The following is a 22,751-nucleotide window of genomic DNA, read 5'->3' on the forward strand; positions in this document are numbered from 1 at the left end:
ACCTACCCAAACCATCTAGATAAAATTTTATTTGTTATTCTGATTGAAGCAATTTCTTAACAAATTCAAAACCGAAACGCCGGTTAATTGAATATTCAGCATTCGGTCTTGGGTGAGTTGGAGCTTTCTGGTCTCCAAAAATCCTTCTCCTGCACAGGCGATCCAGACAGTGCCGACAGGTTTTTCATCTGTACCCCCGTCCGGTCCGGCGATTCCTGTGCTAGCCAATCCAAAGTCAGAACCGAATAAGTTTCTTACTCCTTCTGCCATTTCACTTGCCGTCTTCTCACTCACTGCCCCAAAAGAACGTAGCGTTTCTACATTTACTCCCAGGATTTGTTCTTTGAACTGATTATGATAAGCAACCACGGATCCTTGAAAATACTCAGAACTGCCGGGAACCGTAGTCACCAAATGGGAAACATATCCTCCGGAGCAACTTTCGGCTAAAGCTAAAGTTTTCCCGGCGTTCTTCAAAAGTTTGCCAATCGCGCTTTCCAGAGTCTCTTCATCGTAGCCATACACATACTTGTCAATCAGAGGCATGACGGCTTGGATTTGATGTTCTACCTCGTTTGCCAATTGAACTTTATCTTGACCAAAGGCTGTCAATCGAAGCTTAACGTGACCAAGGGAGGGCAGATAGGCCAATCGGATATGCTCGGGAAGGTTATTTTCCCAATCTTTGATCAGATCTGCAAGCCAACTTTCGCCGATTCCGGCAGTTTTGATCATCTTATGATAGATGACGGGCAGGTCGAAAATTTCCGGCAGCTTGGGGAGCACGAAGTCTTTCATGAGTTTTTTCATCTCATGAGGTACCCCGGGCATGGACATCCAGTAGCTTTCGTTTTTTTCAAACCACATTCCCGGAGCGGTGCCTACTTCATTGGGCACGTAGGTGCAGCAGGAAGGGAGATAGCCCTGTAGGATGTTTAATTGGGTCATTTCTCTTCCTCTTCTTTTAAAAAATGAAGTGACTGCTTCCACTGCCTCGGGAAATTCGATGATTTCACAGCCAAAATATTCTGCCAGAAGTGGCTTGGTGAGGTCATCCTGTGTTGGACCTAGACCACCCGTGATCAAGATCAGGTTTGCCCTTTGCTCTGCTTCGGCAAAGGCTGTAAGTATATCCTTCCGGTTGTCACCCACCGTGGTTTTTCTTACGACCTTCACCCCCATCAGGTCCAGTTCCTGACTGATCCAATGGGAGTTGGTGTCCATGATTTGTCCATATAATAGCTCATCGCCAATAGCGATGATTTCGGCTTTTACTTGTTGCATAGGAAGTTGAGTGATTATCTGACTTTAGCTTTTCGAAGGATTTTGGAGAAAATTCCCGGAAAGAAACGTTTGAGGTACACTGCAAGAGTTTCTTTTCCTCCGATATAGACTTCTTCTTTTTGGGATCGTATCGCATCAAACATTTCGGCCGCACAAGCTTCAGGGCTCATTCCTTTGGCCTGTGCTTCATCCATTTCTCCTAATGGACTTCCATCAGCTGTGAGTGCGTTGATAGATACCTTGGTTCGGATAAATCCCGGACAGATCATGGTGACACTGATCCCATCCTGAAAGTGTTCTGCTCTCAGTGTATCGAAAAACCCGTGAAGGGCATGCTTGGATGCGGCATAAGAGGATCGATAGGGCGAGGCAAATTTTCCTACCAAAGAAGTCACTACGGCAAATTGACCGCTTTTTCTTTGGATGAAGTGAGGTAAAATGGCTTTGGTCAAGGCCACTGTTCCAAAATAATTCACTTCCATTAGCTTTCTGTCTACCTCCAGGTTGGTATCCTTGATCAGAGAGCGTTGGCTGATTCCCCCGTTGTGAAGCAGGATGTCTACTTTTCCAAAAAAAGAAATGGCTTGTCGGGTTATATTTTCGAAATCCGAACTGTCTGATAGGTCTAGAGGAAGTATTCGAATGGCATGAGGATGACTACATTCCTTTTGCACACGTTGGAGCTCATTGATTTTCCTGGAAGAAAGAATCAGAGAATACCCTTCTTTAGAAAACTTTTTGGCAGCGGCTTCTCCTATTCCTGAAGAAGCCCCTGTAATCCAGATCACAGGATGGGACATGATTTAAATTTTTTCGTAAGTCACAAAAGCATAGGGATATTCATTTTTCTCATCTGAGGGAAATTCCTCTCTTCCGACTTCCTTCCACTGGTCTGAATCGATTTTCGGAAAAAAGGTATCTCCTTCTGGTTCAGCATCTACCTCTGTGATTTCCAACTGATCACAGAGTGGTAAAGCTTCCCGATAAATTTCACCTCCGCCAATGATGAAAAGTTTATCCACGCCTAATTTGTTGCAAAAAATGACCGCGTCTTCCAAAGAAAGAAAGGCATAATGTCCTTCAGGTGCCTGGAAATCCGGGTTGCGGGTGATGATCAGGTGTGTTCTATTGGGTAGGGGTTTTCCAAGCGATTCAAAAGTTTTTCGGCCCATGAGGATAAAGTTTCCGGTCGTAAGATTTTTAAATCTTTTGAGGTCAGCAGACAGTTTCCAGATCAACTGGTTGTCTTTGCCTATGACCTGATTTTTCGCTTTTGCTACGATGAGGATGATTTTCATCTGTTTATAATTTGTTTTTAGCCGGCAAACCTACCTTTGCTGGCAGGTGGAATGCCTTTATTTACTAATCATACCCCTTTGTGATCCCCAACATTCAGGACCATGTGCATTCCATGCATCTTCAAATAACTTCTCAAAGAACGCACTTGCCTCAGCCGTTGGACTGTTGGAATATCGCAATGGGCATTTATTCCCGTGTTATGGAGGGTTTCAGGCTCGATTTCACAAGGCTCCAAAGTTTGGCCTGAATTTACCTTCTTTGAGTGTTTAAAAAATGAAAAAGGGCAGAAAAACTGCCCTTGACTTAATTCTGGTCCCCCGACATCAGGTTGGGGTAATCTGCCATCACAAACTTTTGGGGTTTGTTTTTCTGCATTTCAATCACTTTCATCTCTGACTTTGATCCGTCTTTTTCTGTGAAAATCATTTCCAAAAAAGATCCTTTTGGCGCTTTGCTGAAAAAGCTTGCATACTTGTCCATGGTGTTTTGAGACACCAAGGGATTGCTTTGGGGTGAAAAAAGCGAATAGCCCTCAATGGGTTCTTTGGTAACCCAATATTGCCCAGTTCCTTCCTCAGAATTGACAAGGTACTCCTCGCATTCATATCCCAAAATTGTCTTGGAATTGCCCGTTTTCACCAATTCATATTCCTTATTTTCCATTTGGTTTTCCATCTCTTCTTCCGTCCATTTTTGGATGCTTTTTGAATCCATTTTGATCGCAAGACTTGATTTTTGCTTTCCATCATTCATTAAAATGATGCTCGCCTGATTTTTAAAGTCAAGGATGGTTGAGGTTTGGGTGTCCGGATTTTTTTCGTCCTGAAACCACATTCCCGTGTATTCTCCGGAAGGCGACAAAAGATAATTGATCTTCACGGGCTCATCTTTTTTTCCTTTTTTGTCTATGGTAGTCACTTCCATGACCATGTAGCCGGTAAATTGATACTCAGATTGGGTGTCGGCTGGTTCACCGCCAATGCCTGCAAACATTTTGTCCAATTGATTGGACGTGGCTTTTTCAGCCTCTTGTCCGGCTTTCTTATTGAGTGCGTTTTGAGTTCCCTGAGCTGCGGCATTCTGAATTTTTTTCATGATTTGGGCTTCAGTACCTGAGAAGAAGCCGAGCAAAATCAAAACGGAAACTGAGAAAATGAATTTTATCATAGAACAGTCATTAAAAATGTCAAACAATACTATAAAAATAAGCTTTATGGAAAGATTGAAAAATAAAAAGGGCTTAAAGTTTAAGCCCTCTGAGTAATTCCTCCGTCTTCATGCGTTTTTTTCCTTCCAATTGGATTTCAAGGACTTCCAGGCTTCCTGTTCCACATTGGAATCGAAGGTAGGATTTCCCGTCACTTTCCCAATCCCCAATCTCCTTTCCATTGATAGGGGAATCCAGAACTTTGGTTTTGAAGATTTTGCATGTTTTACCTTGGAATTCTGTCCAGGCAGCCGGATAGGGAGAAAGTCCACGGACTAGGTTATGAATGGATTCAGCCGGTTGGCTCCAGTCGATTTTGCCCGTTTCCTTGAAGATTTTTGGGGCGTGATGGATGGCCTTGTTTTCGTCTTGAGGAAGTGGATGAACTTCCTGTTTGGCAATGGCATCTACTGTGCGGAGAACGAGATCGGAGCCTATAGTCATCAACTTTTCATACAAGGAGCCAAGGTCATCTTCCGGAAGTATGGCAACTTTTTCCTGGAAAATGATGCTACCGGTATCGATCTCATGTTTGAGAAAAAAGGTAGTCACTCCGGTTTCAGTTTCCCCGTTGATGATCGCCCAATTGATCGGGGCGGCTCCACGGTAATTGGGAAGGAGGGAAGCGTGCAGATTGAAAGTACCCAAGGGAGGCATATTCCATACTGATTCGGGAAGCATCCGGAAAGCCACTACGATTTGAAGGTCAGCTTTCAAGTCTCTTAATTCCTGCTGGAATTCAGGATTTTTCAGATTGGTGGGTTGGAGGATGTGAAGCCCCAGTCGCTCAGCGGCTTCCTTCACCGGAGAACCCACCAATTTTTGTCCTCTGCCTTGAGGCTTGTCAGGCGCAGTGATAACTCCGACTACATTCCAGCCTGCTTCAACCAGTTTTTCCAGGGCAGGCACAGCAAACTCCGGTGTGCCCATGTACACTATTCTGAGGGATCTACCCGCTACAACTTCGTTATTCGACATTCGGTGTTCTTTATTCGATATTAAAAATTTGAGATTTGAAATTAGAGATTTAATTCACGCCAATCTCAAATATCAAACCTCAAATTTTCAATCACTTATAAATCAAATATTTCTGCCTCTTGGTCTTGTAATCCTCATGTCCAGCCTTCCAGCTTTCCCGGATTTCTGCTTCTGTTTTTCCTGCCAGAATCTGCGTTTTCAACTCATCTGTGCCAGCCAGGGTGTTGAAGAAGTTGTTGAAAAACTTCTCTTTCATTCCTGATTTCTGATAGGCATCCAAGATATACTTGAGGGTGAAGTGATGGTTCAAAGACTCTCCTCGAAGGTCCACGCCGTAGCAAAGTTTGTCCTGGTGTGGAGGGGTTTTGGACATGCCATCGATACTGACAGGCTTGAAGGTGAAGGTGCCGAATTTGGGTTCGGGATAGCCGTACATTTGAAATGGATCGTAAGTTCCCCGTCCCAAAGACATTACTGTGCCCTCAAAAAAGCAGGTACTGGGATAGAGTTTGATCGCCAAGTCGCTCGGCAAATTTGGTGAAGGCTTCACCGGAAGGCTGTAGGCTTGAGCATGGGTCCAATTGGCAACCGGAATCACTTTCAAGTCCACGGTCAAACCTCCTTTCAGCCATTTTTCTCCATTGATCATTTGGGCCAATTCACCTACGGTCAATCCGTGAACGATCGGGATATTGTGCATACCTACGAATGACTCAAAACCGGGCTTCAGCATCGGTCCATCGATATAGCCACCGTTTGGATTGGGTCGGTCAAAGATGATCACCTTTTTGCCCTGCTCGGCACAGGCTTCCATGACATAGTGCATAGTGCTGATATAGGTGAAAAAACGGGTGCCTACGTCCTGTAAATCAAAAATCACTATATCCAGATCCTTGATTTGGTCTGCAGAAGGCTTTTTATTATTTCCGTAAAGGGAAATGATGGGCAACCCAGTTTTTTGATCCACACTGTTGTCCACCTTTTCACCCGCATCGGCCGTACCGCGAAAGCCATGCTCGGGTACGAATACCTTTTTGACCTGTACTCCCTTTTCCAACAGGAAATCCACGACATGCTTGTTGGAAGATTGGGGCAGGATGGAAGTTTGATTTCCTACCAGCCCGATTTTTTTGCCCTGAAGAAGCGGAAGGTAAAGTTGAGATTGTTCTGCACCGACAAGTACCTGCTGAGCCTTAGCTGATTGGGGAAGTAAAGCCGATATGAAAAAGGCCAAAAAACAAATCAGGAGTGAATTTTTCGCTTGCTTCATGCTATTTTGCGGGGAGTTGTGACAAACAAATTTAACCGAGTCCCTTGAACCTTTCCTATTTCATCGCAAAAAGAATCAGTTTTAAGCAAGCCGGGGGGTTTTCGGGAACGATTCACCGGATTGCTGTGGGGAGTTTGGCAGTGGGGCTGGGAGTTGCGATTTTGGCGATTATGGTCTTGGGAGGCTTTCAAAAGACTGTTTCAGATCGGGTTTACGGGTTTACAGGACACTTTCAGGTTCAAAAGTTCCAGATGAGTAATGCCTTTGAGGAACTTCCTTTTTCCCTGAATTCGGATTTTTACAAAAACTACTCCAATCTTCCTTTTATCACCAAAGTGCAATCTTTTGCGCATAAGGCTGCTTTGCTCAAGGGAGATGAAGAAGTGGAAGGGGTGCTGATGAAAGGGGTGGGGAGTGACTTTGATTCCCTCGAATTTGCCAAATACCTCGTGGATGGGCGAATGCTCCATATCCCGGACTCAGGAGTAAGCAATGAAGTGATGCTTAGTCGCTTGATTGCCAATAAGCTGTTGCTCAAGGTAGGAGACAAAGTGACCATGTACTTTGTGCAGGAGCCTCCCAGATTTCGAAGAGTGGAAGTGGTCGGTATTTTTGAGACCTACTTGGAGAATTTTGATGAAAAGATCGTGATCGGAGAATTGCAGACCATTCGAAACCTAAATGGATGGACCAAAGATCAGGTGGGCGGCTTGGAGGTGTTTGTAGATAGAGCTGAGAATTCGGATCAATATTTCGAAAGAATTGACCAAGAATTAGACTTTGATCTTCGATTGATTGATAGCCGGGAAAGGTTTTTGGAGATTTTTGACTGGCTGAAGCTTTTGGATACCAATGTGATTGTCTTTATTTCCCTGATTGGTTTTGTAGCTGTTTTCAATATGGGGGCCATTCTCTTCATCCTGATCATGGAGCGAACGCAGATGATTGGTTTGTTGAAAGCTTTGGGAGCAAAAGATTCTCAAATTCGAAGGATTTTCTTTTGGAATGGGATAAAAATCCTTGGGAGAGGGTTGATTATCGGAAATGCCTTTGGTCTTGGAATCGGGTTTATGCAGGATCAATTCCGTCTGGTGCCTTTAGACCCGATCAGTTACTACATGGCTTATGTGCCGATCGACTGGAACTGGCCGATTTTTATCCTTTTAAATGTAGGGATTTCTATTCTGACTGCTCTGGTACTTTGGATTCCTGTTTTGGTGATTTCGAAGGTCGATCCAATCAAATCGATCCGCTTTGATTGAGGCGGTAAGGCGAAAAAATACTTTTGATTTTCATCCAAATTACCCCGAAAACAGCCTCTTTGAAGATTTTTGGGCTCATCTTGGATTGGCCGCGGGTTCGGTCAGTAAAAATAATCGGCACCTCGATCAATTTGAATCCCAGTTTCCAGGCTGTGAATTTCATTTCAATCTGGAAAGCATACCCGATAAATTTAATTTCATCCAATTGGATTCCTTCCAAGACACTTCGGTGATAGCATTTGAATCCCGCCGTGGCATCCTTTACAGGCAATCCGGTAATGAACTTTACATAGACACTGGCAAAGTAGGACATCAATACCCGTCCAATTGGCCAATTGACGACATTGACGCCGGTGATGTATCTGGATCCGATTGCCAAGTCATAATCCCGATTTTTTACTGCGTTATAAAGCCGGATCAGATCTTTTGGATCATGGGAAAAATCGCAATCCATCTCAAAAATAAAATCATACCCTCTTTCCAACGCCCAATGAAACCCCGCAATATAGGCGGTTCCCAAACCTAATTTGCCCTTTCGCTCCATGAGGTGCAGGCGGTCGGAAAAGATGGGTTGAAGGGATTTGACAATTGACGCCGTACCATCAGGGGAACCGTCATCGATGATCAACAGTTCGAAGTTTCCTTCCAGGTTCATCACCGTGTGGACCATGTCGCTGATATTTTCCAGCTCATTGTAGGTGGGGATGATGACGAGTTTGCGGTGGGTCATAGTGCTTTCAATGTTCAAAAGTAAGGTTTCAGGTGGATTTTTGAAGAATGGTCTAGGTGAAAAAAGCGTAAAGGCTACTTTTGCGCAAAAATATTCCCCATGTCACAGCATATCGCCATAGTCAGTTATTTCTCCACGGGAGCATACGATACCAATACTATCGATGAGGATAAACTTTTGTCAGAGATCCTGACCGAATTGGGAGTTTCGCATGAGATTCAGGCTTGGTCAGATCCAAATGTCGATTGGAGTTCCTTTTCCCTTCTTTTGATTAAATCCACTTGGGATTACTTTGATTTTTATCCCGAATTTCTTCTCTGGATTGAAAAGATCAAGGCTTTGGGTATTCCCGTACTGAATGATTTGGACATCGTCCGATGGAATTCTTCGAAGGACTATTTGCTGGAAATAGAATCCCAAGGATTCCCAACCATTGCAGGGGTGATGTTGGAAAAAGGCAGCAAGCCGACTTTGGATCAGATTCAGAAAAAAGTAAACTCGGATACGATTGTCGTAAAACCTTTGGTGAGCGGAGGTGCAAAAAATACCCTGAGAATACCTGTTTCCGAGTGGTCAAATTTTGAGGAAAAAGTAACTGAGTTGGTCAAAGAAGAAGCCTTTTTGGCTCAACCTTATGTGAAAGAAGTGTCTGAGGTAGGAGAGTATTCTCTTATTTTCTTCAACCAACAGTTTTCACATGCTGTGTTGAAGACTCCTGCAAAATCAGATTTCAGGGTTCAGCACTACTACGGAGGTACAATTCAGGAAATCCAGCCGGATTCCAGTCTATTGGAACCAGCACAAAAGCTGATCGATACCTTTGGAAAAGGAACGCTATACGGTAGGGTAGATGGAGTCCTGATTGACGGGGTATTTTACCTGATGGAGTTAGAGTTGATCGAGCCGTACTTGTTTTTGGGGCTTTCGGATAAGGCGATTCCGAATTATAGGGAGGCGTTGAAGAGGAGGTTGATGCTCTGATGTTTAGATTTATCCACTGTGAGTACCCACCCAAGACAGGTACTCACAGATATTTTAAAGCAATTCCTTAAATCACGAACATACTTCTTCTATCTTATTCTTGGCATAATCGCTCCCCTTTTTGGCAGCTTCCTGAATCAACTGACAGCCTTCCGGATTCCCCATTTTTGCTAGGCAGATGCCCTTTTTACCTAAGGCTTCGTAGTGATCAGGATTGTTTTTCAAGACAAATTCAAAATCCTCCAATGCCCAGGGCAGGTACCCGATTTTCATCATGGCAAAGCCACGGTTATATCTGGCTACCAGATTATCGGGTTCTTTTTGAAGGTAAATGTTGAACGAGGCAGCTGCTCCATAAATGTCTCCACGACTTGCTCTTGCCATACCTGTGTAATAATAAACTCCGGCAAACTCTGGATCCATCATTTGAGCCTGCTTCAAGAATTCCTCTGCTCTTTCCCAGTTTTTGACCATGAGTTGGGATCTTCCAGCTAGATAGATGATCTCAAAATTTTCAGGATCCAGACTTGCTGCTTTCAAGATGGGCAGTTCTGCTTGACGATAATACTCTTTTTCAAACATGATTTTACCAATTCCAGCATAGGCTTGGGCATAGTTTGGGTCCATATCAAGGATTCTTTCATAGTCCTTGGTGGCTTCTTTGGTATTTCCGAGTTCTTCATAGCACCTCGCCCGTATGTGAAACATTTTGATCTCTCCGACATGGAAAAACTGCCGTTTATTAATGGCAGAAATAGCTTCTTCATACTTTCCTGACTGATAAAGGGACTCGATCTCAGCAGGATCCGCCGAGCAGGAATACAGAAGAAGGGTAGATGAAATAATCGTAAGTATATGTTTAAATCGTTTCATACCTAAATAAACAAAATAAAAATCATCAGATAAAAGAACTCTTGTAATTTTTTTCTAAGGAACGGGAAAAGCGACTTAAAGGGTTTTTGATTCTTTTTAAGAATTAAAAATTGATGAAGGTACTTTTCTTAAACTGTATTTATTGATTAAGATGGATTGTGCCTACAGCACTCTTTTATGGTTGATACTTTCTTTGCCCAGAATTGAATTCTGGGTTTGTTACATTATGTGCATTTGGCGCTAAATTGAATACTTGCGCTTAAGGCGCATTATGTAAAGGCTCCAAATTCAATTTGGGGCAATTTGTAAGAGGAGATTTTTGAGCCCTGAAGCGGCAGTCCCGATGCGAGTTACCTATTTCGGGAGGGTGAGCTGTAAAATTTAATAGGGATGAAATGAAGGTGAAATCCAAGGGATTTTTAATAAGAAGGGAGCATTAAAGAAAAAAGCGATCTCATAATGAAATCGCTTTTTGAAATGGATATCCAACTACTCAAAGAACCCCCTTTGTGCTCGGGAGTTGATTGATGTTTCTCGGATCTCGCATCACCGCCATTTTGATGGCTCTGGCAAGCCCCTTAAAAGTAGCCTCGATCTTGTGGTGTTCATTGTCACCTTCCACTTTGATGTTGAGGTTGCATTTGGCAGTGTCGGAGAAGGATTTGAAGAAATGGTAAAACAGCTCGGTAGGCATGTCTCCCACCTTTTCACGGGTATACTTCGCATCCCAAACGATCCAAGGTCTTCCTCCAAAATCGATCGCTACCTGTGCTAACGCATCATCCATCGGAAGCATAAATCCATAGCGATAGATTCCCTTTTTGTCACCCAAAGCTTTCAAATAAGCTTCTCCCAAAGCCAGGGCTGTATCTTCTATGGTATGATGTTCATCGATGTGGAGGTCGCCTTTGACCTTGATTTCCAGATCGGTGCTGCCGTGCTTACCCAATTGCTCGAGCATGTGGTCAAAGAAATGCAAGCCGGTGGAAATGTCGCATTTTCCGCTTCCGTCCAGATTCAAATTGATGTAAATGTCCGTTTCGGAAGTGGTTCGCTTCACTTCGGCCTGTCGGGGAGGCATCTTCAGGAAATTGTAAATCTCGTCCCAATCTTTGGTAGAAAGGGCTGCATCAGGATTAGGGTCTCCGATGAAAATGGATTTAGAACCCAGATTTTTCGCCAATTGTACGTCGGTAAACCGATCTCCGATCACATAGGAATTGGCCAAATCGTATTCTTCGGAGAAATATTGGGTCAAGAGTCCGGTTCTTGGCTTTCGGGTAGGCGCATTTTCGTGTTCAAATGTCTTGTCCACGTGAATGGCCTTGAAAAAGACATTTTCCTGCTCCAGCGTTTTGAGCATTTTGTACTGTGCCGGCCAAAAGTCCTTCTCAGGAAAGGAATCCGTACCCAAGCCGTCCTGATTTGTCACCATGACCAATTCGTAGTCCGTTTCTTCGGCGATTTTCCGAAGATTGGAAATGGCTTTTGGAACAAATTCCAGTTTTTCCAGACTGTCTACTTGAAAGTCTGTAGGCGGTTCTTTGATGATTGTGCCGTCGCGATCTATGAAGAGTATTTTCTTTTTCATTGTTTTTTGTCTTGTTAGATCCTTAGATCCAGTACTTTGTGTTATCCAGTTGTCAAGGTTGTCTTGTTGTCCAAGTTGTCAATGTTGTCCGATTGACTGTGGTAATCATGCTAATCTTAAGCTTTTACAACCTGATAACCTTGACAACCCGATAACCTGATAACAGTATTTTACCTCAATTAATGCTTACTTTACAACCTTCCTTAATGCCTTCAACAGCGCTTCATTTTCCTCCCTCGTTCCCACCGTGATTCTCAGACAATCTTCGCAAAGCAGCACTTTTGCACGGTTTCTGACGATGATTTTTTCCTCGATCAAATCATTATATACCTGATTGGCATTAGGGATTTGGACCAAAAGGAAGTTGGCGTGGGAAGGATGGATTTTTTGGACGAATGGCAACTTTTCCAATTCACCTTTCAGAAATTCCCGTTCGGCTAAAATGTCCTGAATCATCCGGTCCACTTTGGCCTTGTCCTTGATCGCTGCCAAAACGGTCTCCTGGGTCAAGCCGGAAATATTGTAAGGAGGCTTGATCTTGTTCAAGATTCGAATCAGTTCCTCACTGGCAAAAGCCATCCCAAGTCGGAGGGAAGCCAAGCCCCAAGCCTTGGAAAAGGTCTGCATGACCAGCAGATTTGGAAATTGATCCAATTCAGTGGTAAAGCTCGGTTCGTCGCTGAAATCGATATAGGCTTCATCTACGACAACCAGCCCTTTGAAATTTTCCAACAGGAAGAGAATGTCTTCCCGCTTGGCCTTATTGGCCGAAGGGTTATTCGGAGAGCAGATGAAGAGGATTTTGGAGTTGACGTCTGCCGCGGCGAGGATCTTTTCAGGCTGAAGTTGAAAATCCGGAGTCAAGGCGACTTTGCGGATTTCGACATCATTGATATTGGCGCTCACTTCATACATCCCGTAGGTGGGAGGGAGAAGAATCACGTTATCCTTTCCCGGATTGCAAAAGGCGCGGTAAAGCAAATCGATGGCTTCGTCAGATCCATTTCCCAAGAAAATCTGACTGGGTCTAACTCCCTTGATCTTGGCAATTTCTTCCTTCAGCGCACTTTGATAAGGATCAGGATAGCGGTTGAAATCCTGCTCGGTAATCGAACCGTACGGGTTTTCATTGGCATCCAAAAATACCCCTTCCTTACCGGTGTACTCGTCTCTAGCTGAAGTATAAGGTTGAAGTTTTGCGATATGTGGTCGCAAAAGCGAATTTAAGTCAAAGCTCATTTTTTGTTCTCTTTCAGGTAGTTGAGACGAATCGTGACGGCGTTTTTGTGCGCGTCCAGTTGCTCGTTGGCAGCCATGACTTCCACCACAGGCCCGAGGGTTTTAAGTCCTTCGGGAGTGATTTTTTGGTAAGTCATTTTCTTCAAAAAGCTATCCAATGACACGCCACTGTAATTGCGGGCATAGCCGTAAGTCGGCAGGGTGTGGTTAGTTCCTGATGCATAGTCACCGGCTGATTCAGGGGTGAAGTTTCCGATGAACACCGAACCGGCATTGTAAATCGCTTCCACAGCTTCTTCCTCATTTTCTACCGCAATGATCAAGTGCTCCGGAGCATAGTCATTAATGAGTTCCAAAGCGGTCTTTTGATCCTCCATCACCACAGCGGTAGAGTTTTGAAGGGCTTTGAAAGCAATGTCCTTTCGGGATAAGTCTTCCAATTGCACATCAATTTCCTTCAAGACTTTCTTGGCAAACTTTTCCGAAGGAGTCACCAAAACAACCTGAGAATCCACGCCGTGCTCGGCCTGAGAAAGCAAGTCTGAAGCAACGAATGCCGGAACAGCACTTTCATCTGCATACACCAAGACCTCGGAAGGTCCGGCAGGCATATCGATGGCGACACCGTATTTGGTGGCAAACTGCTTGGCTGCGGTCACATACTGATTTCCCGGGCCGAAAATCTTGTCCACTTGAGGCACGCTTTCTGTTCCAAAGGTCAAAGCCGCCACGGCTTGTGCACCTCCAACTTTGACGATTTTGGTGATTCCCACCAAGTCGGCGGTGTATAGAATGGCCGGATGAATTTTTCCTTCCCGATTGGGCGGTGTGCATAGCACCACTTCTTTGCAACCTGCAATTTTTGCCGGAACTCCGAGCATCAGTACAGTGCTGAAAAGTGGGGCTGTACCTCCGGGGATATAAAGTCCTACGCGCTGGATCGCAACGCTTTTTCTTCGGCAGACTACACCAGGCATCACTTCTTCGATCAGTTCTGGACTTGCCTGTGCCGCATGAAACTTTTCGATATTGGCTTTGGCAGTTTTGATCGCCTCTTTGAGTTCTTTGCTGATTTGGTCTTTGGCTGCTTTGATTTCTTCAGAGGTGGCCAAAAGGCTGTCCAAGCTCACATGATCGTATTCTTGGGCGAATTTTTTCAGGGCTTTGTCCCCGTTTTTCTCCACCTTTTCGAAGATCGGCTTGACGATTTTATTGATTTCCTTGGTTTTCTGCACCGGACGGGCCAGCTGCTTTTTCCACTTTTCGGGACTTGGATTGACCAGGAGTTTCATGTTGTTGCAATTTTTTTATAAGTACGTAACTCAGCGAGTTTGCAATTTTTATCAAGTCTTTGGGACGGAAGACCGATGACAGAAGACCGAAGAATCACAAAATTTGAGCTTAAATTGAACTTCAAACTTTTTTGTTTATTCATAAAAGGAATCGAATTCCTATTCACTAAAAGGGTTTTACAACACCATTTTTTCGATAGGGACGACTAGTATTCCCTCAGCACCGGCGGCGCGGAGTTCCTCGATGTTTTCCCAGAATTGATCTTCGCTAAGGACGGAGTGAACAGATGACCAGCCTTCCTGTGCCAAAGGAAGAATCGTCGGACTGCGCATTCCGGGAATCAATTCGATGATTCTTGGGATAGATTTGTTGGGCACGTTCATCAGCACGTACTTATTGCTTTTGCCCGTTTGGACGGCATTGATGCGGAAGAGAAGTTTGTCCAAAATGGCTTTTTTCCAATCCGCCAAGTTCTTGTTTCCGATCAGAACTGCCTCGGATTTGAATACTTCCTCGACTTCTTTTAGACCGTTCATCATTAGGGTTGAGCCCGAGCTCACGATATCAAAAATGCCTTCAGCCAAACCGATGCTAGGGGCAATTTCGACCGAACCGCTGATTTCATGGATTTCGGCTTGGATATTTTTGGACTGAAGGAAATCGCCGAGGATTTTAGGGTAGGAGGTGGCGATGCTTTTTCCCTGAAAATACTGTACTCCGGGATATTCTTGGCCTTTTGGAATGGCTAAGGAAAGTCGGCATTTGGAAAAGCCCAGTTTCTTGAGTGTGAGGACGTCTTTGTCTTTTTCGACCAGTTCGTTTTCACCTACTATTCCCAAATCAGCCACGCCGTCGGCTACATAGCCGGGGATATCGTCATCGCGAAGAAAAAGGAATTCAACCGGGAAATTGCTAGAAGTGGACTTGAGTTTGCCCGTTCCGTTGTAAAATTTGATGCCGCACTCTTTAATCAAACTGAGTGAGTCATCGGATAGTCGGCCGCTTTTCTGCACGGCAATGCGGATAATCTGTTCCATGGGGACAAGTTACGCTAGGAAAGTTTTGGATTGGATTAAATTTTGGTGAATGGCCGAATCCCTGTCATCAGCATCACCGGGTGGGTGTGTAAAAGTCTTCCTCTCAAGAGGAATGATGGAAATGATGCAACATGTGCGCATGCTGTGCAGTTGCTAAAAATTCAATATTTCTATTGGTGTTTTCCATTTTCGTTGGCAAAGATAGACTTGGAATAGAAACATCCAAATGGAGCGAGTGTTTTTAATTCAGGAAAAAAGGGAATGGAGCAAAGCCACGTTTTGAAGAAATCCACCTTGGCAATTCGGAAAATGAATTGCCTCCAACTTTAGTTGGAGGTTTCAGGATATGATTTGTTTTTTAGGGCTTTAGCCAATATTTTTTTAGCTTTTTGAAACTTCGGCTAAAGCCATAATCGATTTAAAACCTTGAATAAGCGGGCTAAAGGCGTGCTTCTATCCAATTGATTCAATCCAAATTTTACTCCCCCTTCTTAAAATCCATACTCACGGAATTGATACAATACCGAATGCCTCCCTGATCTTTTGGACCATCTGGGAAGCGGTGCCCCAGGTGTCCACCACAGTTGGCGCAGAGGATTTCTTCGCGGATCATGAAGTGGCTGTAGTCCATCTGCACCTCGATGGCTTCAGGACGGATAGGTTCGGTAAAGCTGGGCCAACCGCAACCGCTGTCATACTTTTTGGATGAGTGGAAAATCTCATTTCCACAGGCACGACATTCGTAGATTCCGGTGTCTTTGTTTAAATAGTATTGCCCGGTGAAGGGTCGTTCTGTTCCTTTCTCCCGCAATACATGATAAGAATGAGGATCTAAAATCTCCTGCCACTCCGTCTCCTCCTTCTGAACCGGATACACTTTCGGTTCCTTTTTTCCTTTATTTCGATCAAATATTCCCATTTCTACATCTTTATAACTGATTAACTCAATCCTAATTCGCTGCGCTATCGAGATCTTTGCTTTGTTCTGATAACTTCAACTAATCCGTTTTAGTTGCCCGGCTTCAGCACTATTTTGTTTTCGGACTTCTCCTTGATGGTTTCCTCGTTCATCAGTTGAGGGCGGTATTTGCCTTTGGTGTAGAGCTCTTTTTGATCTGCGTAGTGCCTGCTGAATCGGTTGCCGCTGTTGCCCGTAGGAAGTACGGATACGGAACCTTCCACATCGGCAAAGTCCATGATAATTCGCATGGCCGGTCCTGAGGTGACTTTGTAGATTCCTTCTCCATTGAGCTTGAAAGCCAGTTTATTAACTGCTTCTTCGTTGGCTTCCACAGCGTCTGTTTTCACGTTAAAGATTTTATCCAAAGGCTTTTGTACGCCAAGTGGGTGAGGATGCTCGATGGTCACGGCTTTTTCCCAATCCCAGTCTCTGGAATTGTCTCCAAACTGCTTGCTCAATTCCTCTAAACTGATTTTCAAGGCTTCTGAAATGATTTCAGCTCTGGATTCCAATACATCTGTAGCTCGATTGTCCCACCATCTGTTTTCTTCATGGGTGAGAAAATGCCTTGTGCTTCGGATCATCATAAAGGTTTGGAGATAAGCTTCGAAGCCCTCCTTTCCCAACTCATCTTCCATGGCTAATCGGAGTGTGTGGTAAAGCCATTTGTAATAAAGTGTCGGAGCCGAAAGTTTCAAGGCATGATTTCCCTCCCAAATTGCCAAGTCATCCAAAATTTGAGCATTGTCTTCAAACTGGCGATGATCAATCTGTGAGATCATAAACTTGGCATTTGCCACCGAAACCTCATTGATGGTTTCCAATTGGAGGGATTGGATGGATTCCAAATCCCAATCTTCCCGAGAAGTGATGGTTTTGGCGATACGGTTCCAGCGCTCTCCGGGATAGTAATAGCCAGGGAAGAAAATTCCACTTCGGGTCGTATCCGGCTGGTTATTCGCTGAGGCAACGAATCCTGATGGAGGATTGATGCTTTGCGGATTTTCGGTAAAGGGATACCAACCCTTCGGCTGTGATTCTGGATCCGAACCGTCTGCAAAGATCTTGGAATGCACTTTTTCGGCACGGATCGGAAGCTTGGCAGCTGCCCACCAGGCGATATTTCCGGCTTTGTCCCCATACATGATATTCAATCCGGGTGCGTGAATCAATGCCGCCGCATCCGCTACCTGCTGCATGGTTTCTGCATGATTGATGTGATACAAGGCTTCCAAGGCTTTGGTAGGTTCGAGGATGTACACCCACCAGGAGGAAACTGGATTTTGAGTCAAAGCAGCAATTTCCTTCACGACCGGATTCATAATCGGACCGTGCACGGTTTCCCTGACTTCAAATTCCACCGGATCTTTTCCTTTCACGTGGATGGTTTCCTTTCTGGAAGTTATCGGGAAAGCTTGTTCACCGATGAGAATTTCATTGGGATTGGAGGGATTGAGTTTTTCTTCGAAAAAATCCTGATCATCGTTTTCAAACATGGTCAAGCCTACGCTGTGTTGACGGGTATGTCCTACGAGCCCAAAAGGAACTCCTGCGAGATGATTTCCATAAAAGCTGAAACCCGGATACTCCACATGTGCCTCAAACCAAACCGAAGGAGAGGCAAAGCCAATGTGTGTATCGTTATTGAAAAGCACCTGACCCGATTTGGTACGGCTTCCGGAGATCACCCAGGCATTGGAACCCTCCAAAAGGGGAACAGGAAGCTTTTCCAAAAGAGCTGTCAGCTCGGAAGTCACCAGAAGGTTTTCCGTTTTAAGAGAATCAGGATAATGATTGGGGATGACATGGTGCTCCGGAAGGGTCTGAACCGAAAGGGAAGCTAAATAATCCGGCCCAAGTTCACGAGCCATTTTGGTGACCAATGGGTCTGTTTTCAATCCCATGGCAAAGGTAAAAGACATGTAGCCGATGATGGAATGCATGTCTTCCAAGGTGTAGGGCCTTGGCTTTTCTCCCAGAAGAAGGTATTCGACAGGCAATTGGCCATTCTCGATAAACTGATTCACTCCGGCTACATAGGCATCCGCAGCTCTTTTCCAAGGGGTATCGCCTTGAGACAAAAAGGCAGCATTGCTTTCCTTGGCGTGTTTGGGAATTCCCAACGTATGAAAAAACTGATCGATCTCCAGAAGGTCAGGTCCCAGAAACTCTGCCAAGGTTCCCGAGCCCACTCTTCTCATCATTTCCAGCTGAAACAGTCGTTCTTTGGCGTGGATGTATCCCAAGGCTTGATAGGCATCCGCTTCACTTTGAGCGTAGATATGGGGTACTCCAAACTTGTCAAAATAGACTTCCACTTCATTTCCCAAGCCACTGAGCTGGAGTTCGCCTTTGTAGCTGGGAGTTTGCCAAAGGATAAATCCAAGTACTCCCAATACTAGGATCAAAAGAAGTGCGCCAAGAATACTCGCCAGTTTTTTCATTTGGGTTCAATTTTCGGAAAGTTAATTGAATCCTAGGATTTGGGAAAAGGAGGGAAGGATGAAGGGGAAAAATCAGTTTTTGAATTGGGGTCAAAACTATCTTCTTTAGCGGTTGATCTTGAAATAAAAAACCAATGAACCAAAGGCATAGCAGACTATATCCCAAAAATCTCGGACATACAAGTTGGAATACCAAGGGAGGAATCCCTCGAATACAATCGAAACATAAAGAAAGGCTACGAAAACATGCTCCTTCTTGAATCTGAAGTTTTGCCTCAGAGGATGAATCCATTGGTAAATCTGTAAGGTGATTCCTAAAATCACAGGGATGGCCAAAAGATCATCCAGGTAGGCATGAATCCAAGGAATAAACACCCCAAATACTTTTTCAAAAACCTGATTGATGGAAAATAGTACCACAGGAATGGAAAAATAAGGGTTTCTGATCACACTCATCCCGGAAAGGCGGCAACTAGCCAAAGGATAAAACTGATAATGGCCATGAAAATGGTGTAAAAAAAATTACCTGTCTTTTTCAGGTACACCAGCCAGACCGGATCAGTTTCTTTGATATAAAACATCCAGTTTTCTTCCCTCCCTTGAAGGTGAGATTCCATCCGTTTGATGTTTTCCTGCTCTTTGATACTGAGTTCTTGGCCGCAGTGTTCGCAGACATCCTGGAGTTGTTGAGACCATTTAGACCATTTTCCACAAGTTGGACACCTTTTTTCTCCCATGGCAACCTGAGTCAGGATTCTTCTATAGCTTGAAGGATGAGGCGAGAAGCCTCCTGGATTTCCTCCTCGGTAATGACTAATGGAGGCGCAATCCGCATCGAATCGTCGCAAAACAAAAACCAGTCGGTAATCACACCCAATTCAATTGCCCGATCGATGATTTTTTTCAAGACCTCAAACGACTCAAACTCCACCGCCATCATCAGCCCTTTGTTTCGGATTGACTTGATTTTTGGATGGACCAAAAGAGATTTAAACAGGTTGGCTTTGGCTTCTACTTGTGAAATAAGGTTTTCTTCCTGCAAAATCTGGATCGTAGCCAAAGAAGCGGCTGCTGAAACAGGATGGCCTCCGAAGGTCGTGATGTGACCCAAAAGCGGATTGTTTTTAAACGCTCCCATCACTTCCCGATTGGCGATAAATGCCCCGATCGGCATTCCTCCGCCCATTCCTTTGGCACAGACTAGGATGTCGGGAATGATATCAAAATGCTCAAAAGCCCACATTTTGCCGGTTCGCCCAAATCCCGCCTGAATCTCGTCCAGGATCAAGAGCGTTCCCGTTTTGTCACACTTTTTTCGCAAAGCCTGAAAATATTCCCGACAAGCCACTCGGATTCCGGCTTCTCCCTGAATGGTTTCGATGATGACGGCTGCCGTTTGGTCCGTGATTTTTTCCAAATCAGAAAAGCTTCCATAGAAAATATGGGAAATTCCGGGAAGCAAGGGTCGGTAAGCTCTTTTGAAAATCTCATTGCCCCCAACACTTAGCGAACCGTGACTGCTGCCGTGGTAGGCATTGACACAGGAGATGAGTTCACGTCGGTTGGTGAATCGCTTGGCCAGCTTGAGGGCACCTTCGACTGCCTCTGAACCGCTATTGACCAGATAGACATTGTCCAAGTGGGAGGGGAGGGTATCGGTGAGTGCCTTGGCCAAAAGGGTCTGAGGAGTCTGCACATATTCCCCATACACCATGAGGTGGAGGTATTTGTCAAGCTGGTCCTGAATCGCATTCAACACTTTTGGGTGGCGATGCCCAACGTTACTCACCCCTATTCCTGAAATTAGGTCAATGTACTTTTCCCCATTCGGTCCAAAAAGGTAGATTCCTTCGGCTTTTTCCACCTCGATCATCAAGGGAAAATCCGTGGTTTGAGCCAAATGAGCCAGAAAAAGCTGTCGGTTATTCATTTATTTAACTCTCGGTCAAAAACTGGAAAAACGGAAGAAAATGCCCAAAGGAAGCTTTTTGCCCTGTTTTTCCTGAAGATACAATTCTCCATGCTCGGCATTTTTCACCGATCCAAAATTGGATTGGATCAGGTTGGCCGCAATGATGGAGGAGAAGCTCAGCGAATACATGTTGAGCAATAGGAGGTGATTTTTTGGGTCGAGGATTTCCTTGCAGGTTTTGAGCATGTCGTTGATTTGCTCTTCGAGAATCCACTTTTCTCCTTCAGGTCCTCTGCCATAGGCTGGAGGATCGAGAATGATTGCTTGGTACCTATTTCCTCTCCGGGCTTCCCGCTTGATAAACTTCATCGCATCATCCACAATCCAGCGGATGCCGTCCAGATGGGAAGACTCCATGTTGTGCTTAGTCCAAGTGACCACTTGCTTGACGGAGTCCAGGTGCGAAACTTCCGCTCCGGCCGCTCGGGCTGCGATACTTGCTGCCCCGGTGTAGCCAAAAAGGTTCAGAACCTTGGGTGTAGGACCGGGAAATGCTTTCAATTTTCGATACAAATAATCCCAATTGACTGCCTGCTCTGGAAAAAGTCCGATGTGTTTAAAGGAAGTTTGAGCCAAATTGAGGGTTATCTTTAGTCCATCGGTATTTTCATAGCCGATCTGCCAGTTGTGCGGCATGGATTTGAGTTGTTGCCATTGCCCTTTTTCGGGATTGTTTTTTTCTTTGGCAAAGTGGGCATGGGCGAGTTTTCGCCATTCAGACTCTGGAAGACTTTTGTCCCAGATGGCTTGAGGCTCAGGACGGCTGAGGATAAACTTGCCGAAGCGCTCCAGTTTTTCAAATCCCCCGGTATCGATCAGTTCGTAATCTTTCCAGGGTCCGGGACAAAGGGATAGGATGGTTTCGTTCATTGGGACAAAAATAGGCAATTCCCTTGGGTTGATTTAAAAGCTCCCTATGGAATACCTTTTCAGGTTTGGGTATTGATGGATTTCAAAGGAATTTATATTCTCCAAAATGACCTTTGATCCATTTGATAAATTTCTTTTAGTCTAAAGTTTTTGGAATTGATACTCTTGAATTAACTCTATTTCAACTCTTTCCTATTCCAGTTTTATTAATGTGGTCAAGTAAAGCCTGATCTAAAGCACTGCATATTTCCCAAAATTTAGAGTCCATTTCTTCTATATCTTTTTCCAATTGGGACTCAGGAAATTTATCAAATTGTTCTTGTCTGGCATCTGGACCTTGCGGAATACCCTCAGGGAAGTATGATTTATTGAACTTTCTTAGTTGATTTGCTATGGAGGTAAAGTTGAGATATTCTAAGTCCTCAATGGTATCTGAATTTCTGTCTGCCCCATTATTCATGTAATGATCCCATAGCCCGTCTGTGATCAATGGTTCAATGTTGAACCATACTCGTTGTTCTCTGCTTAGTTTGTTATAGTCTGAAAATCCCGTCTCAACTATTTTTATGTAAGCTGTCTGAGCTTCATCTCTTGTCATAGATGTAATTATTTAAATCACTCCCAAGTTTTTCAAGACCGATTCGCTGTAGTCCCAAAGTCCTGCAGAAAGCTTTTGATTTCTTGCCAGGGCACTCGGCGTTTTTGGCTTTTTCTTGATGTAATAGCCTCCATTTCGGAGTTGACTTTTGGGTGTGGTAGCTAGGAAAATAGTGGTTTGTGCACCGGCTTTTGGGCTGATGAAAATGAGCTTGCTTATCTCAATGATCAGCTTGGCCCAGAGGGAAGTTTCCGATCCAAAAGCCGTTTTCACCGCACCCGGATGCAGGGCGTAGGTACTTATTCCTTTGCTTTCAAATCTATTTTTCAATTCATTGGAAAAGAGTATGTTATAAAGTTTACCTTTTCCATAGGCTGTTCCGGTATTTGCGCTCTTCAGTAGACCAAAATCCTTGCTTGGATCAGTGGCGATTTGATGTGCGATGGAGCTGACGTGTATGATTTTTGCTTCTCCTCGGATCAGCGCAGGCATCAGTTCCCGTGTCAGAAGAAAATGCCCGAGATGGTTGGTAGCGAAAGTCAGATCGAGTCCTTCGGAAGTCTTTTTCCCTGCAGGAAACATGCCCCCCGCATTGTTGATCAACAGGTGAATTTCTTTGCATTGCTCAAGAATCTGGATCGCGCCTTTTTTGACCTCAGCCATGATGCTCAGGTCCATGGGGATCAGCACGATTTTTTCCTTTTGGAATAGGTGCTGAATCATTTTCTCGGCTTTCTTGATATTTCTGACTGGCAAAAATACCCGATCAGCAATCGGCATTAAGGCCTTGAGTGTTTCCCAACCGATTCCGGAAGTGCTTCCTGTAAGTACTAGATTCATATATTGAGGAGGTTTGTGATAA

At 44.5% G+C, this 22,751-nt stretch carries 22 protein-coding genes; 2 read left to right on the forward strand and 20 right to left on the reverse strand.

Annotated elements, in window-relative coordinates; genetic code table 11:
• Positions 1-27: 27 nt before the first annotated feature.
• The 6 genes from DDT91_RS00090 to DDT91_RS00115 all read right to left on the reverse strand — a co-directional run bounded on the left by DDT91_RS00090 (position 28) and on the right by DDT91_RS00115 (position 6,038).
• Entirely contained in the window at positions 28-1,284 is a 1,257-nt protein-coding gene (locus DDT91_RS00090; RefSeq protein ID WP_187174082.1) for a competence/damage-inducible protein A, read from the reverse strand.
• A 14-nt stretch (positions 1,285-1,298) separates the two neighbouring features.
• Positions 1,299-2,084 (reverse strand): SDR family oxidoreductase, encoded by a 786-nt coding sequence (locus tag DDT91_RS00095; RefSeq protein ID WP_187174083.1) that lies wholly within the window; start codon positions 2,082-2,084, stop codon positions 1,299-1,301.
• 3 nt (positions 2,085-2,087) lie between these two features.
• Complete coding sequence (locus tag DDT91_RS00100; RefSeq protein WP_187174084.1) at positions 2,088-2,582, reverse strand: dihydrofolate reductase; 495 nt, start codon at positions 2,580-2,582, stop codon at positions 2,088-2,090.
• Positions 2,583-2,886: 304 nt separating this feature from the next.
• On the reverse strand, positions 2,887-3,678 hold the full coding sequence (locus DDT91_RS00105) for a DUF4412 domain-containing protein (RefSeq protein WP_187174085.1): 792 nt from the start codon (positions 3,676-3,678) through the stop codon (positions 2,887-2,889).
• Positions 3,679-3,823: 145 nt separating this feature from the next.
• The gene (gene fmt / locus DDT91_RS00110) at positions 3,824-4,768 is read right to left on the reverse strand and encodes a methionyl-tRNA formyltransferase (RefSeq protein ID WP_222718565.1); all 945 of its coding nucleotides are present in this window, start codon (positions 4,766-4,768) and stop codon (positions 3,824-3,826) included.
• A 91-nt stretch (positions 4,769-4,859) separates the two neighbouring features.
• Positions 4,860-6,038, reverse strand: a complete 1,179-nt coding sequence (locus tag DDT91_RS00115) for an exo-beta-N-acetylmuramidase NamZ domain-containing protein (RefSeq protein WP_187174086.1) — start codon at positions 6,036-6,038, stop codon at positions 4,860-4,862.
• Positions 6,039-6,082: 44 nt separating this feature from the next.
• Here DDT91_RS00115 and DDT91_RS00120 point away from each other — a divergent pair, with 44 nt between their 5' ends.
• Positions 6,083-7,300 (forward strand): FtsX-like permease family protein, encoded by a 1,218-nt coding sequence (locus tag DDT91_RS00120; protein ID WP_187174087.1) that lies wholly within the window; start codon positions 6,083-6,085, stop codon positions 7,298-7,300.
• Here DDT91_RS00120 and DDT91_RS00125 read toward each other — a convergent pair.
• Entirely contained in the window at positions 7,278-8,030 is a 753-nt protein-coding gene (locus DDT91_RS00125) for a polyprenol monophosphomannose synthase (RefSeq protein WP_187174088.1), read from the reverse strand. The genes DDT91_RS00120 and DDT91_RS00125 overlap by 23 nt on opposite strands.
• A gap of 99 nt (positions 8,031-8,129) precedes the next feature.
• Here DDT91_RS00125 and DDT91_RS00130 point away from each other — a divergent pair, with 99 nt between their 5' ends.
• Positions 8,130-9,011 (forward strand): RimK family alpha-L-glutamate ligase, encoded by an 882-nt coding sequence (locus DDT91_RS00130; protein WP_187174089.1) that lies wholly within the window; start codon positions 8,130-8,132, stop codon positions 9,009-9,011.
• A gap of 72 nt (positions 9,012-9,083) precedes the next feature.
• Here DDT91_RS00130 and DDT91_RS00135 read toward each other — a convergent pair whose 3' ends face one another.
• From DDT91_RS00135 to DDT91_RS00195, 13 genes are all read right to left on the reverse strand, one after another.
• The gene (locus DDT91_RS00135; RefSeq protein WP_187174090.1) at positions 9,084-9,884 is read right to left on the reverse strand and encodes a tetratricopeptide repeat protein; all 801 of its coding nucleotides are present in this window, start codon (positions 9,882-9,884) and stop codon (positions 9,084-9,086) included.
• Between the two features lie 493 nt (positions 9,885-10,377).
• Complete coding sequence (gene hisB / locus DDT91_RS00140) at positions 10,378-11,475, reverse strand: bifunctional histidinol-phosphatase/imidazoleglycerol-phosphate dehydratase HisB (protein ID WP_187174091.1); 1,098 nt, start codon at positions 11,473-11,475, stop codon at positions 10,378-10,380.
• A 186-nt stretch (positions 11,476-11,661) separates the two neighbouring features.
• Positions 11,662-12,714 (reverse strand): histidinol-phosphate transaminase, encoded by a 1,053-nt coding sequence (hisC, locus tag DDT91_RS00145; RefSeq protein ID WP_187174092.1) that lies wholly within the window; start codon positions 12,712-12,714, stop codon positions 11,662-11,664.
• Entirely contained in the window at positions 12,711-14,006 is a 1,296-nt protein-coding gene (hisD, locus tag DDT91_RS00150; protein ID WP_187174093.1) for a histidinol dehydrogenase, read from the reverse strand. Before hisD ends, hisC begins: the two co-directional genes overlap by 4 nt.
• A gap of 177 nt (positions 14,007-14,183) precedes the next feature.
• Complete coding sequence (gene hisG, locus DDT91_RS00155; protein ID WP_187174094.1) at positions 14,184-15,044, reverse strand: ATP phosphoribosyltransferase; 861 nt, start codon at positions 15,042-15,044, stop codon at positions 14,184-14,186.
• 478 nt (positions 15,045-15,522) lie between these two features.
• On the reverse strand, positions 15,523-15,963 hold the full coding sequence (msrB, locus tag DDT91_RS00160) for a peptide-methionine (R)-S-oxide reductase MsrB (RefSeq protein ID WP_187174095.1): 441 nt from the start codon (positions 15,961-15,963) through the stop codon (positions 15,523-15,525).
• An 89-nt stretch (positions 15,964-16,052) separates the two neighbouring features.
• A complete protein-coding gene (locus DDT91_RS00165; RefSeq protein WP_187174096.1) occupies positions 16,053-18,449 on the reverse strand; it encodes a penicillin acylase family protein in 2,397 nt (798 codons plus the stop codon).
• A gap of 105 nt (positions 18,450-18,554) precedes the next feature.
• Positions 18,555-18,905, reverse strand: a complete 351-nt coding sequence (locus tag DDT91_RS00170; RefSeq protein ID WP_187174097.1) for a magnesium citrate secondary transporter — start codon at positions 18,903-18,905, stop codon at positions 18,555-18,557.
• Positions 18,902-19,186 carry a hypothetical protein gene (locus DDT91_RS00175; protein ID WP_187174098.1) on the reverse strand — a complete coding sequence of 95 codons (285 nt, stop codon included), beginning with the start codon at positions 19,184-19,186 and terminating at the stop codon, positions 18,902-18,904. The genes DDT91_RS00170 and DDT91_RS00175 overlap by 4 nt, the downstream gene beginning before the upstream one ends.
• A gap of 11 nt (positions 19,187-19,197) precedes the next feature.
• Complete coding sequence (locus tag DDT91_RS00180; protein WP_187174099.1) at positions 19,198-20,379, reverse strand: aspartate aminotransferase family protein; 1,182 nt, start codon at positions 20,377-20,379, stop codon at positions 19,198-19,200.
• 15 nt (positions 20,380-20,394) lie between these two features.
• On the reverse strand, positions 20,395-21,291 hold the full coding sequence (locus tag DDT91_RS00185; RefSeq protein WP_187174100.1) for a class I SAM-dependent methyltransferase: 897 nt from the start codon (positions 21,289-21,291) through the stop codon (positions 20,395-20,397).
• 181 nt (positions 21,292-21,472) lie between these two features.
• A complete protein-coding gene (locus DDT91_RS00190; RefSeq protein ID WP_187174101.1) occupies positions 21,473-21,889 on the reverse strand; it encodes a DUF4375 domain-containing protein in 417 nt (138 codons plus the stop codon).
• A 12-nt stretch (positions 21,890-21,901) separates the two neighbouring features.
• Positions 21,902-22,729, reverse strand: coding sequence for an SDR family NAD(P)-dependent oxidoreductase (locus DDT91_RS00195; protein ID WP_187174102.1), 828 nt, complete (start codon positions 22,727-22,729; stop codon positions 21,902-21,904).
• Positions 22,730-22,751 lie beyond the last annotated feature (22 nt).

The organism is Algoriphagus sp. AK58 (assembly GCF_014324365.1).
Lineage (GTDB): Bacteria > Bacteroidota > Bacteroidia > Cytophagales > Cyclobacteriaceae > Algoriphagus.

What these genes read in the sequence shown, in the direction of transcription:
- DDT91_RS00090 (WP_187174082.1), bottom strand. Translation starts at nt 1,284, where the DNA reads ATGCAACAAGTAAAAGCCGAAATCATCGCTATTGGCGATGAGCTATTA.
- DDT91_RS00095 (WP_187174083.1), bottom strand. Translation starts at nt 2,084, where the DNA reads ATGTCCCATCCTGTGATCTGGATTACAGGGGCTTCTTCAGGAATAGGA.
- DDT91_RS00100 (WP_187174084.1), bottom strand. Translation starts at nt 2,582, where the DNA reads ATGAAAATCATCCTCATCGTAGCAAAAGCGAAAAATCAGGTCATAGGC.
- DDT91_RS00105 (WP_187174085.1), bottom strand. Translation starts at nt 3,678, where the DNA reads ATGAAAAAAATTCAGAATGCCGCAGCTCAGGGAACTCAAAACGCACTC.
- fmt (WP_222718565.1), bottom strand. Translation starts at nt 4,768, where the DNA reads ATGTCGAATAACGAAGTTGTAGCGGGTAGATCCCTCAGAATAGTGTAC.
- DDT91_RS00115 (WP_187174086.1), bottom strand. Translation starts at nt 6,038, where the DNA reads ATGAAGCAAGCGAAAAATTCACTCCTGATTTGTTTTTTGGCCTTTTTC.
- DDT91_RS00125 (WP_187174088.1), bottom strand. Translation starts at nt 8,030, where the DNA reads ATGACCCACCGCAAACTCGTCATCATCCCCACCTACAATGAGCTGGAA.
- DDT91_RS00130 (WP_187174089.1), top strand. Translation starts at nt 8,130, where the DNA reads ATGTCACAGCATATCGCCATAGTCAGTTATTTCTCCACGGGAGCATAC.
- DDT91_RS00135 (WP_187174090.1), bottom strand. Translation starts at nt 9,884, where the DNA reads ATGAAACGATTTAAACATATACTTACGATTATTTCATCTACCCTTCTT.
- hisB (WP_187174091.1), bottom strand. Translation starts at nt 11,475, where the DNA reads ATGAAAAAGAAAATACTCTTCATAGATCGCGACGGCACAATCATCAAA.
- hisC (WP_187174092.1), bottom strand. Translation starts at nt 12,714, where the DNA reads ATGAGCTTTGACTTAAATTCGCTTTTGCGACCACATATCGCAAAACTT.
- hisD (WP_187174093.1), bottom strand. Translation starts at nt 14,006, where the DNA reads ATGAAACTCCTGGTCAATCCAAGTCCCGAAAAGTGGAAAAAGCAGCTG.
- hisG (WP_187174094.1), bottom strand. Translation starts at nt 15,044, where the DNA reads ATGGAACAGATTATCCGCATTGCCGTGCAGAAAAGCGGCCGACTATCC.
- msrB (WP_187174095.1), bottom strand. Translation starts at nt 15,963, where the DNA reads ATGGGAATATTTGATCGAAATAAAGGAAAAAAGGAACCGAAAGTGTAT.
- DDT91_RS00165 (WP_187174096.1), bottom strand. Translation starts at nt 18,449, where the DNA reads ATGAAAAAACTGGCGAGTATTCTTGGCGCACTTCTTTTGATCCTAGTA.
- DDT91_RS00170 (WP_187174097.1), bottom strand. Translation starts at nt 18,905, where the DNA reads ATGAGTGTGATCAGAAACCCTTATTTTTCCATTCCTGTGGTACTATTT.
- DDT91_RS00175 (WP_187174098.1), bottom strand. Translation starts at nt 19,186, where the DNA reads ATGGGAGAAAAAAGGTGTCCAACTTGTGGAAAATGGTCTAAATGGTCT.
- DDT91_RS00180 (WP_187174099.1), bottom strand. Translation starts at nt 20,379, where the DNA reads ATGAATAACCGACAGCTTTTTCTGGCTCATTTGGCTCAAACCACGGAT.
- DDT91_RS00185 (WP_187174100.1), bottom strand. Translation starts at nt 21,291, where the DNA reads ATGAACGAAACCATCCTATCCCTTTGTCCCGGACCCTGGAAAGATTAC.
- DDT91_RS00190 (WP_187174101.1), bottom strand. Translation starts at nt 21,889, where the DNA reads ATGACAAGAGATGAAGCTCAGACAGCTTACATAAAAATAGTTGAGACG.
- DDT91_RS00195 (WP_187174102.1), bottom strand. Translation starts at nt 22,729, where the DNA reads ATGAATCTAGTACTTACAGGAAGCACTTCCGGAATCGGTTGGGAAACA.